This is a genomic window from Okeania sp. SIO3B5, assembly GCF_010692555.1.
Lineage (GTDB): Bacteria > Cyanobacteriota > Cyanobacteriia > Cyanobacteriales > Microcoleaceae > Okeania.
On sequence record NZ_JAAHHG010000209.1, the window covers coordinates 1 to 16,053 of the forward strand.

General features: G+C 40.3%; 10 protein-coding genes and 1 CRISPR repeat array. Of the genes, 7 read left to right on the forward strand and 3 right to left on the reverse strand.

The window, feature by feature from the left end; all coding sequences use genetic code 11:
* Window positions 1-377 precede the first annotated feature (377 nt).
* A complete protein-coding gene (locus tag F6K54_RS23915) occupies window positions 378-2,855 on the forward strand; it encodes an ATP-dependent Clp protease ATP-binding subunit (protein WP_293082903.1) in 2,478 nt (825 codons plus the stop codon).
* A gap of 462 nt (window positions 2,856-3,317) precedes the next feature.
* On the opposite strand, the gene F6K54_RS23920 is transcribed toward F6K54_RS23915, so the two are convergent.
* A complete protein-coding gene (locus F6K54_RS23920; RefSeq protein ID WP_293082905.1) occupies window positions 3,318-4,142 on the reverse strand; it encodes a phytoene/squalene synthase family protein in 825 nt (274 codons plus the stop codon).
* A 102-nt stretch (window positions 4,143-4,244) separates the two neighbouring features.
* On the opposite strand from F6K54_RS23920, the gene F6K54_RS23925 reads away from it, so the two are divergent.
* Window positions 4,245-4,409 (forward strand): hypothetical protein, encoded by a 165-nt coding sequence (locus F6K54_RS23925; protein WP_293082908.1) that lies wholly within the window; start codon window positions 4,245-4,247, stop codon window positions 4,407-4,409.
* Between the two features lie 895 nt (window positions 4,410-5,304).
* Here F6K54_RS23925 and F6K54_RS23930 read toward each other — a convergent pair.
* The gene (locus F6K54_RS23930; protein ID WP_293082910.1) at window positions 5,305-6,267 is read right to left on the reverse strand and encodes a hypothetical protein; all 963 of its coding nucleotides are present in this window, start codon (window positions 6,265-6,267) and stop codon (window positions 5,305-5,307) included.
* A 294-nt stretch (window positions 6,268-6,561) separates the two neighbouring features.
* Here F6K54_RS23930 and F6K54_RS23935 point away from each other — a divergent pair, with 294 nt between their 5' ends.
* The 3 genes from F6K54_RS23935 to F6K54_RS23945 all read left to right on the forward strand — a co-directional run bounded on the left by F6K54_RS23935 (window position 6,562) and on the right by F6K54_RS23945 (window position 9,329).
* Window positions 6,562-6,720, forward strand: a complete 159-nt coding sequence (locus F6K54_RS23935; protein ID WP_293082913.1) for a hypothetical protein — start codon at window positions 6,562-6,564, stop codon at window positions 6,718-6,720.
* A 940-nt stretch (window positions 6,721-7,660) separates the two neighbouring features.
* Window positions 7,661-8,698: a phosphate ABC transporter substrate-binding protein PstS gene (pstS, locus tag F6K54_RS23940; protein WP_293082915.1), complete on the forward strand. Its 1,038-nt coding sequence runs from the start codon at window positions 7,661-7,663 to the stop codon at window positions 8,696-8,698.
* A 250-nt stretch (window positions 8,699-8,948) separates the two neighbouring features.
* Window positions 8,949-9,329, forward strand: a complete 381-nt coding sequence (locus tag F6K54_RS23945) for a DUF2237 family protein (RefSeq protein ID WP_293082917.1) — start codon at window positions 8,949-8,951, stop codon at window positions 9,327-9,329.
* A gap of 581 nt (window positions 9,330-9,910) precedes the next feature.
* Window positions 9,911-11,325: direct repeats of the CRISPR family, unit length 36 nt; unit sequence CCCCCCCGCTTGGGTTAATGCGGATTAGTTGGAAAC.
* A gap of 519 nt (window positions 11,326-11,844) precedes the next feature.
* Here F6K54_RS23945 and cimA read toward each other — a convergent pair.
* Entirely contained in the window at window positions 11,845-13,467 is a 1,623-nt protein-coding gene (gene cimA, locus F6K54_RS23950; RefSeq protein ID WP_293082919.1) for a citramalate synthase, read from the reverse strand.
* 154 nt (window positions 13,468-13,621) lie between these two features.
* Here cimA and F6K54_RS23955 point away from each other — a divergent pair, with 154 nt between their 5' ends.
* Both F6K54_RS23955 and thiO read left to right on the forward strand, forming a co-directional pair.
* Window positions 13,622-13,960, forward strand: a complete 339-nt coding sequence (locus F6K54_RS23955; protein ID WP_293082922.1) for a 2Fe-2S iron-sulfur cluster-binding protein — start codon at window positions 13,622-13,624, stop codon at window positions 13,958-13,960.
* Window positions 13,961-14,614: 654 nt separating this feature from the next.
* A complete protein-coding gene (gene thiO, locus F6K54_RS23960) occupies window positions 14,615-15,709 on the forward strand; it encodes a glycine oxidase ThiO (RefSeq protein ID WP_293082925.1) in 1,095 nt (364 codons plus the stop codon).
* Window positions 15,710-16,053 lie beyond the last annotated feature (344 nt).

Here is a 16,053-nt window from a genome sequence, read left to right on the forward strand (position 1 = left end):
AATCCCCGTGTCTCTCCCTCTCCGTGTCTCTCCCTCACCGTGTCCCCGTGTCCCCGTGTCCCCGTGTCGGCCTCAATCATCCCAGTATTCAGCAACGCCAATTTTCGGTTACGGCTCTCCTCACTAGGCACTCCTACTTTTAGGACGCTAAATTAGTTACAGTAAACAAAAATTTACATTAGTTTCTATTTATGGCCTAATTGTGGTTTAAAACTAGGTATAGCAAGGAAGGAGTTGGTTAGGACTTATGCTAATCATGAACCTTATGCAAGGAAATGTTTTTCCTACTGTTCCCTGTTCCCTGTTCCCTGCTGTAACAATTAAACTACAGGAAGGACATATCCCCTGTAACTATAAATATGTAAGGAAAAGTAACCATGTTTGAACGTTTTACAGAGCAATCAATCAAAGTGATTATGTTGGCCCAGGAAGAAGCCCGTCGCCTTGGACATAACTTTGTAGGCACAGAGCAAATCCTCCTGGGTTTGATCAGTGAAGGTACAGGTATTGCGGCTAAAGTTCTCAAAGAATATCATGTAAATCTCAAAGATGCTCGGAACGAAGTAGAACAAATAATTGGTCGTGGTTCTGGGTTTACTCCGGCAGAAATTCCTTTTACTCCCAGGGTAAAACGGATGTTGGAAGTATCCCTAGAAGAAGCAAGAAAACTAGACCATAACTATATCGGTACAGAACATTTGCTACTGGCATTGCTGCAAGATTCTGAAGGAGTCGCTGCTAAAGTATTGGACAATTTGGGTGTTGATAGAAGCAAAATTCGGACTCAGATAATTCGCTCCCTTGGAGAAGTTGCTACAGTTTCTCCTGGAGCTTCTACTTCAGGAAATAAGAAAGCTGTAACTCTAGAAGAATTTGGTACAGATCTGACAAAATTAGCAGCAGAGGGTAAAATTGACCCAGTTGTGGGCCGGGAAACAGAAATTGAACGGATGATTCAAATCTTGGGCCGGAGAACAAAAAATAATCCTGTCCTCATTGGTGAACCTGGTGTGGGAAAAACAGCGATCGCTGAGGGATTAGCTCAACGTATTGTTAACCAAGATGTTCCGGATCTTCTGCAAAATAAACAGGTGGTGAGCCTGAATATCGGTTCCTTAATTGCTGGTACCAGGTTCCGAGGAGAATTTGAGGAGCGACTGAAAAAGATTATGGATGAAGTCCGCTCTAATGGCAATATTATCCTGGTAATTGATGAAATTCATACCGTTGTGGGTGCTGGTGCCATAGAAGGTAGTATGGATGCTGCTAATATTCTCAAACCTGCTTTGGCCAGGGGCGAAGTACAGTGTATTGGGGCGACTACCTTGGATGAATATCGCAAGCATATCGAACGGGATGCTGCTCTCGAACGTCGTTTCCAACCTGTAAAAGTGGGCGAACCTAGTGTGGAGGAAACAATTGAAATTCTCTATGGTGTACGCTCTGCTTACGAACAACACCACAGGTTAATTATTTCTGATGAAGCTTTGACTGCAGCAGCTAAACTATCAGACCAATATATTAGCGATCGCTTCTTACCAGACAAAGCAATTGATTTGATCGACGAAGCAGGATCTCGCGTTAGAGTTCAAAACTCAATGCTTTCACCACAGTTGAAGGATATGAGGCGAGAAATTTCAAAAGTGACAAAAGATAAAGAAGAAGCTATTCGCGCACAAGACTTTGAACAAGCTAGTCAATTGCGCGATCGCGAACTAGAAATTCAAGCACAAATTGAACAGAGCGATACCGATAGACAAGAACAAAAAACCAAGGTTACTCCTGTGGTGACAGAAGAGGATATTGCTCATATTGTGGCATCTTGGACTGGAGTACCTGTGAGTAAGTTGACAGAATCTGAATCTGAGAAACTGCTACACATGGAAGACACTCTGCACCAACGTCTCATTGGTCAAGAAGATGCAGTTAAAGCAGTATCTCGTGCTTTGCGTCGTGCCCGTGTTGGTCTGAAGAACCCCAACCGACCTATTGCTAGTTTCATTTTCTCCGGTCCAACTGGTGTTGGTAAGACAGAACTGACAAAAGCATTAGCTGCTTATTTCTTCGGTTCTGAGGAAGCCATGATTCGGCTAGATATGTCAGAATACATGGAACGTCATACAGTTTCTAAACTAATTGGTTCACCTCCAGGATTTGTTGGTTATGACGAAGGTGGTCAACTTACTGAAGCAGTACGCCGTCGCCCCTACACTGTCATATTGTTTGATGAGATTGAAAAAGCTCATCCAGATGTATTTAATATCTTGTTACAAGTCTTGGAGGATGGTCGCCTCACTGATGCTAAAGGACGGGTAGTCAGCTTCAAAAATACCTTAATCATTATGACTTCTAATATTGGTTCTAAGGTCATCGAGAAAGGTGGCGGTGGTTTAGGTTTTGAGTTTGCTGAGGATAAAGAAGAAGCTCAATATAACCGTATCCGCAATTTAGTCAATGAGGAACTCAAGCAGTATTTCCGCCCAGAATTTCTCAACCGACTGGATGAAATTATTGTCTTCCGTCAGTTGAATAAGGATGAGGTTAAAGAAATTGCAGAAATTATGCTGCGGGAAGTATTCAGTCGTTTGGGCGAACGCAATATGACTCTGACACTCAGTGACAGTTTTAAGGAGCGCTTGATTAAGGATGGATTCGATCCTAGTTATGGTGCCAGACCCCTGCGTCGTGCAATTATGCATTTGTTAGAGGATGCTTTGGCAGAAGCATTATTAGCTGGTCAAATTCAGAATGGTGAAAATATTTATGTAGATTTAGATGAAAATGGAGAGGTAAAAGTTACATCTGCTGGAGCTGCTAACAAACAACTTCCAGAATTTGCTTACAGCAAATCTTAAAATAGCAGTCAGCACCTCAGCACCTCAGCGGTCAGCTCTCAAGGCATAAAATGGGGGTAGGACACCCCCAGAACACGCACACCACGCACTTGTTCAAATAAGCGTGGGGGAGGCCGAACCCGCCTATTTTAGCTGAGGAGTCCTCTCGCTCCATTTTAGGTAGCAGTCGAAGGAAAGGTTAGGACAGATAAAAAGCTTAAAAGTCAGACAACGCAATATTTTTCCTTCTTCCTCCTTCCTTCTTCCTAAAGCTTAAAAGTTAGACAACGCAATATTTTTCTTTCTTATATAGAATCCGGTTATATAGTATATGTTGATAATTCTATAATTACTTCAAGCCTTTAATCTCCACCACTCCCCCACTCCCCTACTCCCCTACTCCCCTACTCCCCTACTCCCAACTATACAATAACTATTAAACCGGATTCTATATTACTTCTTCCTCCTTCCTTCTTCCTTCTGCTATGCAGAATTATTACAACGTGAAATTAATTCCATCACTTGCGAACGACTCAACTTTTCTTCTCCCATAGTTAAAATATCTAGAGTAGCATGAGCAAGAGTCAGAGGAATGTGGCAAAAATTTCTAGCAGGTCCTGGAGGAAGAGAGTTAGTATAAGAATCAGCTAATAAAAGATTACGTTGGGCATAGGTTTGCATATCTTCCGCAGTCCAATTATCAGGAAAAAAATCTACACCCCTAGCTAAATCTTCTGTATGGTTGCGGAGAATATTCACCGCCTGTAGACCTCGCCCAAACCCAATTGCTTCAGTACGATTAGTCTTAGTATTATCGTACCAACTCCATAAATCGGAAAGTAATAGTCCCACTGCACCAGCCACACTAAAAGTATAGCGGTCTAAATCTGATTCTGTGTGAATTGCCCAATTATTTTCAGCCCAATAAGCCATCCGGTCTGCCATTGCTGCAGTTACATCCCAGATTCTGGGCGCTATTGTCTCTGAAGCCAATATTGCCCATTCTCCTACTCTTTGAGTTACTTCTGGTAGGTGAGTAATATTAAAGTCTAACTTAGCTGAAAAATTCTGGAAACTTGAATTGTCAACTCCTTCTTGTAACAGTAAACTAATCTTTCGCAACAATTTTGCCTTTGTGAAGCTATCTAGACCGGGATGATCCTCTATTTCATCAATGGCACGCATACAAAGATAGGCCGATGTAACTGCCTCTTTTAGTCCAGATGGTAATTGACTAATAGGAATATAGAAAGTACGACTTGTTTCTTTTAATATACATAAGGCATCTTTATCTTCAGGTCTGTTCATCTTAATTCAACTCCTCACGGCCATTTTTGGTTTAATGTATTAGTTTCATTGATGCTCAACACTTGATAGTTGGGGCATTCCTGAAACTTATATCATGTCCGGTTGAATAGTTACACTTTGGAGGAGGGAAGGCAGAAGGCAGAGGGCAGAAGGCAGAAGGGAAAGAAAGGTTTAAAGGTAGAAAGTTTTTTTGTCACTTTGGAGGAGGGAAGGCAGAAGGCAGAGGGCAAAAGTGTTAGTCCAGTAGGGTGCGTTAATGAAATGTAACGCACCATCTAGATTTTAATTTTCGGTGTGTGACGCTAATAATTTCACCGGAGGACCTAGTGTTAGTCCAGTAGGGTGCGTTAATGAAATGTAACGCACCATCTAGATTTTAATTTTAGGTGTGTGACGCTAATGATTTCACATTTGGATAGGTTATCAAAGTTTTGGCAGGAAATCTGAGATTATTTTGCTAGCTAAACTTCCGATTCAGGCGCAACCTGGTGGTACTTCGTTCCCACTTATTGCCACAACCTGGGGGGTTGAACCGCTATTCCCTATTCCCTATTCCCTATTCCCTATTCCCTGCCATAGCCATAACTTAATTAGGGCTTGCTGATTAAATATCGCGCTTATTGACTGATATTGGTTTGAGCAATTTTAGATCTGGAAAAAGTGCGAGGTTTTCAATGGTAATGGTTCAAAAATTCAGGATTTTGGTCAAGAGTAGGGCAGAACCATCTTGAGAAAATTCTTACTCCTACCTCCTCGCTCCCAAGCCATTTCTCCTGTCTCCCCCTCCTGGGAGGGGGAGGGGCGAGGGGTGGGTTGTCTCCTGTCTCCTACCTTCACCCATAAGACTTTTTCAGCAAGCCCTAATTAGTGCTTGTTGATTAAATCTAAAAGCATTGATAGGTAAAGGTTTGAGCCTTTTTTAATTCCCAAGGGGTGCGCTTGTTTTAGTCTAAAACCCTCAAAAAGTTAGTATAAAAGGCAAGCCTTCGGACAGAAAAATTGAGGAACAAAACTTAGCTCCTACCTCCTCGCTCCCAAGCCATTTCTCCTGTCTTCCCCTCCCCTCCTGGGAGGGGCTAGGGGTGGGTTGTCTCCTGTCTCCTGTCTCCTGTCTCCTGTCTCCTGTCTCCTACCCCTACCAAAAAGCTTTATTCAGCAAACCCTAATTACTAATCATTTTTTCTAGAAAAGGAAGTCCAAAGGCAATAACAATACTAACCGCTAAACCAGCAAAAGCTTTTAAAGCATCACTAAAAATAATCTTACCTACATCCTTCATTTCGCGGTTTTGGGAATTGTGAGCTATTGCTATTTCTCTTCCTGCTAAAAGACCGATAAATACCCAAGTTGTACTCATCGGCATTTTGCTCCATTCTTTAAATAATAATAAGATTAATCCATAAATAAAATCCACAATTGTTGCCGAACGAATATCTTGAGTATTAGTTTTACTGGTAACTATATGTTGAATTGCACCACCATTTCTGTAAAAGATAATTGCGTATAAAAGTAACATCACAAACATGGAAAAAAATAGCATTGAAGCATCAAGATTTCGTGGCAAGTATGCAAAGATATTTGCCAAGTCTTGAATTAACCATTGACTCCACAGAAATGCTGTTGATGACCACTGCAAAATCACCCACTGAATGGGTGGTTTTTGGTCTGCTGTACTGAGAAACTTCTCTTCTAAAGCTTTAGTTATGAATTTATAAATAAGTATAGCAGTGACAAAAGCCAACCCATAGCCAAAAAGTGATTTAGTCAACATATTGGTGAGATTGCTAGGAGCAAAAACTGTAAGAATTAGAAAAGTGGTACTAACAGGAATTCCCCAATTTGTTAAAAGTAAAAGTACGAAAGGAGGAACTATATAAATCCAACTAAAATTTTCAGGAAAAGGAAATTCTGCCAAACGCCCATAAGCTATATCTCCATCATTAGTAATCCAGCCATAGAAAAAAACTACCAACAAAACGGAACAAACAAATAGCCATAATACCCACCAAGGGCGCTGAGAATTAGAACTTAAAAATGTGCCCAGGGTTTGCATAGCATCATTAGCTACAATCGAATATGATGCTAATAGAAACCCAACCCACATAAAAATATATTCACTGTTCATATTTTAGGGAGTATTTAATAATTAATAATTAATAATTAATAATTAACAATTACCTCTTCTTTTCCAGGAGAGGATTGACGTTTAAGGAAAATTTTTTCTTTTTTCTCCTTTATTAATATTAATTGAGGTAAATAGCCATGTGTAATTAAATATAACTATGTCATTGCGACAGTTATATCATGTCCGGATAATCAGTGATAAAAAACCTTTTCCCTTCTAACCTTTTCTTTCCTTCTGCCTCCTGCCTCCTGCCTTCTGCCTTACCTCCTCCAAAGTGTAAGTATTCAACCGGACATGATATTACTCCGTGGAAGGAAGCAATCTCAAAGGTTTTTACTGGTTTACATTTTGTTACATAGTGAGGTTTATTTGTGCCTACTAGACTGTTTCATCTTAAATGTTGCATTAGAAAATGGGGTGATGGGGGGATGGGGTGATGGGGGGATGGGGTGACGAAAAAAGCGCTCTGCACTATTTTAGGTGAAACAATCCACTACTAGACTGACACAGCTAAAACTGTGCATTAGCTTTTAACTTGAAAATTCTTACTTTTGACTTTTAAATGCATGACTTTTGAATTGAATCTAATCCACTACTTAGATTTAAATCTTACTACTAAAATCGGCTTTAAAGTCTATATTCATTTAAACCCCCTCACAAGATCTGAGAGCTAATAGCTGAATGCTTACCTATTAGTTTCAGGCTAAAATATTATTGAGTCAGGTAATAAAGAGTATATAATAAAAGTTTTCGACTAAAGTTAACAATAGATTAAATTTTTGGCAAAATCTTGAGAATATTATATAATTAAATTATTGTCTATAGAAACTATTTCAATAGGGTGCATCTCATAGCAAGCAAAAATACTTTTTTCCTATATATTCCCTGTTCCCTGTTCCCTGTTCCCTGTTCCCTAAAAGCGATAATTTTTTGGCTTTATTCACGCATTGAGATGCACCCTTTCAATAATTGATAATTGATAATGGATAATTGATAATTACCTCTCCCTAAAAGACAGAGGATTGAATAAAAGGAAAATTTTTTCTTGTTTCTCCTTTAAAGGAGAGGTTTTAAACCTTAATTATTCGGTAAAAATAGTAATAGACATCTCCAATAATAAAAAATAAAATCAATTATCCCAAAGAAATTATCAATTCTTCCCCTCCTGGGAGGGAGAGGGGCGAGGGGTGGGTTCCCTACTCCTGTACGGGCGAATCGCGATTCGCCTCTACTCCCTACTCCCTCTTTTCTGGAAATGTCTAATATATAATAATATAAAGATTTAGTAATATAAATAAAGTTTGTTGTATTTAAACTGCTATCTTCGTTATTATCTAGATACTTAATAAACTAGAAACTTAATAAATAATTAGATTTTTTCGGAGAATCATATATGGTTTTATTAAAAACTATTTGGCAAAATGCTCTAACAGTGACAGTTGCAGCAGTTACTCTTTCACTTGGCACTGTTGGTGAAGCGATCGCCCAAACTATTGAAGGTGCCGGAGCATCATTCCCTGCTCCTTTGTATGAGCGTTACTTTCAACAACTAAAAGAAGATACAGGAATTACAGTAAATTACAATTCTGTGGGTAGTGGCAAGGGTATTGAGAGTTTTATTGCGGATACTGTTGACTTTGCAGGTACAGATGCGCCACCTGTTGCAGCAGAAATAGAGCAAATGCCAAAAGGAGTAGTTATGATACCTACCGCAGGAGGTGCTGTAGCAGTAGTTTATAATTTGCCCGGAGTTACTGAACTCAAACTATCTCAGTTGGTATTGCCAGATATCTTTGCAGGTAAGATTACTAAATGGAACGATCGCCGAATTGCTCAGGACAACCCAGGAGTTGAATTACCTGACTTACCTATTCAAACTGTGGTACGAGCTGATGGTAGTGGTACAACTTTCATTTTTTCCAGACACCTGAGTGCTGCCAGTCCAACATTTAGTCGAGAAGTGGGTGCATCCAGAAAACCTGGTTGGCCAAAAAATCCCTTGGAAGGTAACAAAAATGATGGAGTTGCTGCTTTAGTGAAAGAAACTGAAGGTGCGATCGGCTATGTACAGGATACTTTTGCTCGTCAAAACAACTTGTCAACTGCAATGCTGGAAAACTTGCAGGGTCGGTTTGTTGAACCTACTCTGGAAGAGGCGAATATTGCATTATCCGGACTGAGATTTTATCAAGATTTTACTCCTGCGAATGAAGCAAACCCTGATGATGGATACCCCATCGTTGGAGTGACTTGGCTATTAATTAAGGCAAATTATGAGACTTCAGACCAAGCAACTGCAGTTAAGAAAATGGTCAATTGGGTTTTGAATGAAGGTCAAAATTTGAACAATACTCTTGAGTATACCCGTGTTCCAAAAGCTATAGGTGCAAAAATTATGGAGAAAGTTGAAAGTCAAGTAGCAAGTAATTGAAAAAAGCAGGAGGCAGGAGGCAGGAGGCAGGAGGCAGAAGGCAGAAGGCAGAAGGCAGGAGGCAGGAGGCAGGAGGTAGGAGGAAGAACGCGGGCAAGATGCCCGCACTATGAACATTTAATTATTAATATTTGTACTTTATATACTTGGAATATGCTGTCTGTTCCCTGTTCCCTGTTCCCTGTTCCCTATTCCCTGTTCCCTATTCCCTATTCCCTATTCCCTGTTCCCTCTTTTCTGGAGATATCTAATGATGGAATCACTAAATGTATTAGGTGAAAAGCTAGAAGTTTGCTGCACTTCTCCCATGACTGGATTTTATCGGGATGGGTTTTGTCAGACTGGACCATCAGATTTTGGTTCCCACGTTATTTGTGCGGCAGTGACAGCAGAATTTTTGGAATTTACTAAACGTCGTGGTAATGATTTGAGTACACCTAGACCAGAATATTCTTTTCCTGGTTTAAAACCGGGCGATCGCTGGTGTTTGTGTGCGTCTCGTTGGAAAGAAGCTCTAGATTCTGGGGTTGCACCACCAGTAGTTTTGTCAGCAACTCATCAAAAAGCTTTAGAAGTTGTGCCTTTGGAGGTTTTGCAGGAACACGCGCTTTCAATAATGGATAATGGATAATGGATAATTGATAATTACCTTTTCCTTTAAAGGAGAGGCTTTAAACTTTAACTATTCTGTAAGTTGAAAAAGGTAGTTAGTACTGATAACTAATAACTAAAATAACTTCTGACTTTTGACTTCTAACTTCATAATTTCATTTCTAACTTTTAACTTCTAAACTTCATAATTTCTAACTTTTGACTTTTGACTTTTGACTTTTGACTTCATTTCTGACTTTTGACTTTTGACTTTTGACTTCCAGAATGGGGTTGACAATTTGTATACTTAAGGTTAGTATAGAAAGTAATCACATCGGTATAAAGAACCTCGACAAATGAATAGCAGTAACTTTTTAATCTTTTCTAGTATTTTAGGAGTGGTTAAAAGGTTGTTTTTCATCTTTGCATGGTACCCCACATACGCGCCTCCGAGAATCGCTAAAACCCTGATTCTCTCGTTGACCCGCGTTGATGCCATGCTAGGAGCGGGTTTGAGCCTTGTCATTTTGGCAAAATTTGCCTGTTTGACTTTTTCATCAAAGGGGTGCGTATATTTGGGGGTCTGAAACCCTTATTCTGTCGTGGTTCCAAAACGTAGCTCCCCCCCGCTTGGGTTAATGCGGATTAGTTGGAAACATGGGATTTCTATCCTCCAAGAAGAGTTTACTTTGCCCCCCCGCTTGGGTTAATGCGGATTAGTTGGAAACTTTGGCCGATAATACCTCTTCAGCTCCCATTGCCTGGCTTGCCCCCCCGCTTGGGTTAATGCGGATTAGTTGGAAACTATTGGCCGTTTCTTTTGAGTCATAAATTCTTTGTTCCCCCCCCGCTTGGGTTAATGCGGATTAGTTGGAAACACTGCTTCTGGATCCTCCAAACAAGGAAAAAATTCCCCCCCCGCTTGGGTTAATGCGGATTAGTTGGAAACACTAATTCACACTTGTCCTTTTCTTCTATCGTAACCCCCCCGCTTGGGTTAATGCGGATTAGTTGGAAACTTGTGTGGTGCATCCTGTATCAAGTGCGCGCAAAACCCCCCCGCTTGGGTTAATGCGGATTAGTTGGAAACTTCCCAATTTGGAGCAAGAGTTTTTAACTCTTCCAAGAAAACCCCCCCGCTTGGGTTAATGCGGATTAGTTGGAAACGATACACGATATAAAGAGATGACCGCCCTTCTGTACTATAACCCCCCCGCTTGGGTTAATGCGGATTAGTTGGAAACCATAGATAGTAAAGTAACCACTGATCGGGTTATGTTTTTCCCCCCCGCTTGGGTTAATGCGGATTAGTTGGAAACATCAGTCTTGCCCCACTTAAGCTAAGACAGGCTTCCCCCCCGCTTGGGTTAATGCGGATTAGTTGGAAACACCGGGCCATGGTTGTATGAAGAAGCGTGAATCATAACCCCCCCGCTTGGGTTAATGCGGATTAGTTGGAAACCATTGCATACTGTTCGCCATCACCACATATCCAGCCCCCCCGCTTGGGTTAATGCGGATTAGTTGGAAACACAAACACATAACGGACGCTTTTCAAGTCGTCTGGTACCCCCCCCGCTTGGGTTAATGCGGATTAGTTGGAAACCCTTGGGAGCCAGCGCCTGCTGGAGCTGCTCGAGAGTCCCCCCCGCTTGGGTTAATGCGGATTAGTTGGAAACAAACCTTAGGGATTTAAAATTTTCGAACAAAGTCATCCCCCCCGCTTGGGTTAATGCGGATTAGTTGGAAACGCTTCTGTTGGGCACTTTTTTCTTATAGACATAGCACCCCCCCGCTTGGGTTAATGCGGATTAGTTGGAAACTCTTTTGAGTTAACGGTAGACACTTGTTTTCCGTTGAAACCCCCCCGCTTGGGTTAATGCGGATTAGTTGGAAACCTTTTGTAAAAATACTTCAGAAGGTTTAAGCGACCCCCCCGCTTGGGTTAATGCGGATTAGTTGGAAACTCTTGCCGCCGTTTATCAGCTTTTTCGATCTTTCCCCCCCGCTTGGGTTAATGCGGATTAGTTGGAAACTTTTGGTAGGAATTTCCCCCTAAACTTCCTTCAAAAATTATTTGACTGATAACTGATAACTGATAACTGAAGCGACGCCCCAGGTAGCTTAATCTGCCTGGGTTTTTTATTTTTTGAAATTTTCCCAGTTGCGATAGAACTCCATTCCACTGACGCGTTAACGCAGTTGTGCGCTAGCAATCGCAAAGTAGAACGGACACCTCAAGAGTCATCTTAAGATAACTTAAACTATTAGTGAAGGATTTCAGTCCTTGGCAAGCTTGGCTTGGCGAACCTCTACACAAGCCCCCTAAATCCCCCAAAATTGGGGGACTTTGAGAAGCAAATTGGCTCTTGTTCCCCCCAGAATTGGGGGGCTAGGGGGGCAAATTTCAGTTAAGACAACGTAAGATTCTCTTCTGCCTTGGCGGAAATAACTGACCAGTTACAAAATCCTAAAAGCCTTACCAATCAATACTTCTGACTTCTAACTTCTGACTTCTGACTTCCGCGTAGCGGCACTAGGGGGGCAAATTTCAGTTAAGACAATGTAAGATTCCCTTCTACCTTCTGCCTTCTGCCATCTACCCTCTGCCTTCTACTTTCCGCTATCAAACCATACTCTAAACCTTCAACAACCGCCTGATAAGAAGCATCCAAAATATTACAAGAAACCCCAAGAGTCGTCCACCGTTGCTGACCATTACTAGACTCAATTAATACCCTAGTTTTAGCAGAAGTACCAGCTCTACCATCCAAAATTCTCACTTTATAATCAGTCAAATAAAAATTAGCGATCGCTGGATAAAAATTTTCTAAAGCTTTCCGCAAAGCAGCATCCAAAGCTGAAACCGGACCATTTCCTTCAGCAGCTTCCAAAATATCCTGACCATTAACAGTAACTTTCACCGTCGCCAGAGAATTACTAACTTTTTCACCATCCTTATCCAAGTGAACCTGAAAACCCTTAATTTCAAAAAAATGCTGTCTTTGCTTCAAAGCTTTTCGCATCAATAACTCAAAACTAGCTTCTGCTCCCTCAAACTGATATCCCTCATTTTCTAACTCTTTTAAACTATCCAGAATTTGCCGACAAGCAGGGTTTTGACGGTCTAGCTCAATACCAAAACTTTTTGCCTTTGACAACACATTACTCAAACCTGCTTGGTCAGAAATCACAATGCGACGACTATTACCTATCTGTTGCGGTTGAATATGTTCATAAGTTAGAGGGTTGCGCTCCACTGCGGACACATGAATACCACCCTTATGAGCAAAAGCAGACAAACCCACAAATGGCGCATGATCGTCAGGAGCAAGATTCACAATTTCACTAATAAAGCGACTGGTCTGAGTCAGTTTTTCCAATTGTTGTGCCTGAATGCAATCATAACCCAACTTGATTTGTAAATTAGGAATCAAAGTACAAAGGTTAGCATTACCGCAACGTTCCCCATAACCATTGATAGTTCCCTGTACCATCCCCGCTCCTTCTCTGACAGCAGACAAAGCATTAGCAACAGCAGTCCCCGAATCATTATGAGTGTGAATGCCTAATTTTGCAGTAGGTAAAGCATGGGAAACATCTGCCACTATCTGAGTAACTTCGTGGGGAAGAGTACCGCCATTGGTATCACAGAGAACTAACCATTCCGCACCAGCATTTGTTGCAGCAGCTAAAGTTTGCAAAGCATAATCAGGATTATTTTTGTAACCATCAAACCAATGTTCCGCATCATAGATAACCTGACGACCTTGACTGCGGAGATAGGAAATGGTATCTGCAATCATTGCCAAATTTTCTTCCAGAGTAGTTTTCAGCCCCTCGACAACGTGTAAATCCCAAGATTTGCCAAAAATCGTCACCCACCGCGTACCCGCAGATAAAATAGGTTGTAGAGTGGTATCAGATGCTGCCTGTTTTCCGGGACGACGAGTGGAACAAAATGCAACTACTTCTGCTTGAGTAAGAGGTTGTTCTTTTAGTTGCCAGAAAAATTGTACGTCTTTAGGATTTGCACCTGGCCAACCTCCTTCAATAAAAGGAATCCCTAAGCTGTCGAGTTGGTGGGCGATGCGTAGTTTGTCTTCTAGGGATAAGGATAGTCCTTCTCGTTGGGCGCCGTCGCGTAGGGTTGTATCGTAAATCCAGAGTTTTGTCATTATTATTAGGGGTGTTAGAAATTCACATAATTTTTCAACTTAATTTAAACTTTATAATTAATCTTGCTTTTTCACTAATTTTTAACTTTATCTTTTAACTTTTAACTGTTAACATAGATAACTAATATAGGTCAAGATTATGAAATAATTTGTTATGGTGAAGATTCAGGCTCAAGGTAAAACTATAACTTGCGATCGCGGTGCAAATCTGCGTCAGGTTTTACTGAAAAATGGTGTTGATGTCTATAATGGCAATGCTTCAATTATTAACTGTCGTAGTATTGGTACTTGTGGCACTTGTGCAGTGGAAATAGAAGGAGAAGTTTCTCCAATTCAATGGCGAGAAAAAGCCAGACTTTCTGTACCTCCTCATACCCCTAATTCTTGTAAACGTTTATCTTGTCAAGTGCAAGTTTTAGGAGATATAAAAGTAACTAAATATAATGGTTTTTGGGGGCAAGGTTCCGAAATTGTTTGGACTCCTGAAAGATAGAATAAAGCTTGAAAAAAATTACTAAAAACATCTGCCAAAAAGGGACATATTAGGGATAAAAATTTCAGACTTTTGAGCTATTTTTTGGTTTTTTACAAATGATTTGGGATTATTCTCTGATAATAAAAACATAGAAAAAATATTATTTATAGCAACCGCAAGGTTGATGTTTGACACAGCGGTTTCCATTGTTATGAGGTACACCTGTCGATGGCTAGATTGCCTCACTACAATGATTTTACCATTCAAGCTTGTACCTCATTTGCCCGAAATATGCTGTAATTAGTGCGAGCATCTTGCTCGCGTCTTAACGAAGTCAGAAGTCAGAAGTCAGAAGTCAGAAGTTATTCTTTGTAACGGAGATTTGAGCAACTCTCCAAATTATTTTGATAAATCATCATAATTATCCGATGTCCTAACTATAGTGGCGACTGTTATACAGTAGTTTCCGAAGTTATAAGGTACAGGACTAGCGGGCAAGATGCCCGCACTACAAGAATTTTACGATTCAGACTCGTGCATTATTAGTCCGAAATATGCTGTATATTTGAATAAAACCAAAGTACAGAACTCAAAAAGTGTTGCCAATAATCATCCATAAATTTATGTAAAAAAATCTTATCGCATCCTTCTTCACTACTCCTTATTTAGAAAATGAATCAATCAAGTAATATCCTAATAATTGGTGGCGGCATTATTGGTCTATCAATAGCAATAGAACTAACATTAAGAGGAGCAAAAGTAACAGTTATTAGCCGTGATTTTCAGCAAACAGCGACAAATGCTGCGGCTGGAATGTTGGCTCCTCAAGCAGAAGCTATTCCTCCTGGAAAAATGTTAGATTTATGTTTAAAAAGTCGGGCATTATATCCAGAATGGATAAACAAAATAGAATCAATTAGTGGTATAGAAACTGGCTATTGGCCTTGTGGAATTTTAGCCCCAGTTTATGCAGAAAAAGATAGAGAAAATTATGCTTTACAAAACCTAAATTATCAATGGTTAAATCAAGCAGAAATCCATGAATATCAACCAGGATTAAGTCAAGAGGTAATAGGTGGTTGGTCTTATCCTGAAGATGGGCAAGTAGATAATCGTTATTTGTACGAGTCAACTATTGCGGCAGCTAAAGAGTTAAAAATTGATATTATTGAAGGAATTGTTATAGAAATAATTCATAAAAAAAGTAAAATTCAAAGCATCAAAACATCAATAGGTGAGTTACAAGCAGAACATTATGTATTAGCAACAGGTGCATGGTCTCAGGAGTTATTACCAATACCTGTATTTCCGAGAAAGGGGCAAATGTTGTCGTTAAAAATTCCCTCATATATAACTAGAGAAAATCTACCTTTACAACAAGTTTTATTTGGCACAGAAAGTTATATTGTGCCGCGCCAAGATGGAAGAATAGTTATCGGTGCAACAAATGAAAAAGTCGGATTTTCAGAGGGAAATACAGCAGCAGGAATTCAAGAATTATTGGGAAATGCTATTCGGTTATATCCGATTTTAAAAGATTACAAAATATTAGAATTGTGGTGGGGTTTTCGTCCTGATACTCCAGATGAAATGCCAATATTAGGAACAAGTAATTATGATAATTTGACTATTGCTACTGGGCATTATCGGAATGGAATTTTATTAACACCTGTAACAGCGCTATTAATAGCTGATTTGATTTGGGATAATAAATCCGATCGTTTGTTAGATGCTTTTCATTATTCTAGGTTTATTGATAATGCATAAGTGATAACTGAGGAGATATATTAATTGATAACTGAGAGGATATCTGAAAAGTTGTTTAATACTGAATTTTGCCCCCCTAGCCCCCCAATTCTGGGGGGAACAAGAATCCATTAGCGGGTAAAAGTACCCCAATTTTGGGGGATGCGCGGGGGCTTTAATGAGGATATCTGAAAAGTTGTTTAATACTGAGTTTTGCCTCCCTAGCCCCCCAATTCTGGGGGGAATAAGAGTCAATTTGCTTGCTCTAGTCCCCCAATTTTGGGCAGGGCTGTTTCAAAGTATTGTAGATTAACGATAAGCGGGAGAACGGGAGATGAAGGGATAGTGGAACAGTGAAATTTGCC

Bases quoted from the DNA above. Each gene is read 5' to 3' on its own strand.
- F6K54_RS23915 (WP_293082903.1), top strand. From the start codon at position 378: ATGTTTGAACGTTTTACAGAGCAATCAATCAAAGTGATTATGTTGGCC.
- pstS (WP_293082915.1), top strand. From the start codon at position 7,661: ATGGTTTTATTAAAAACTATTTGGCAAAATGCTCTAACAGTGACAGTT.
- F6K54_RS23935 (WP_293082913.1), top strand. From the start codon at position 6,562: ATGATATTACTCCGTGGAAGGAAGCAATCTCAAAGGTTTTTACTGGTT.
- F6K54_RS23945 (WP_293082917.1), top strand. From the start codon at position 8,949: ATGATGGAATCACTAAATGTATTAGGTGAAAAGCTAGAAGTTTGCTGC.
- thiO (WP_293082925.1), top strand. From the start codon at position 14,615: ATGAATCAATCAAGTAATATCCTAATAATTGGTGGCGGCATTATTGGT.
- F6K54_RS23955 (WP_293082922.1), top strand. From the start codon at position 13,622: ATGGTGAAGATTCAGGCTCAAGGTAAAACTATAACTTGCGATCGCGGT.
- F6K54_RS23930 (WP_293082910.1), bottom strand. From the start codon at position 6,267: ATGAACAGTGAATATATTTTTATGTGGGTTGGGTTTCTATTAGCATCA.
- cimA (WP_293082919.1), bottom strand. From the start codon at position 13,467: ATGACAAAACTCTGGATTTACGATACAACCCTACGCGACGGCGCCCAA.
- F6K54_RS23920 (WP_293082905.1), bottom strand. From the start codon at position 4,142: ATGAACAGACCTGAAGATAAAGATGCCTTATGTATATTAAAAGAAACA.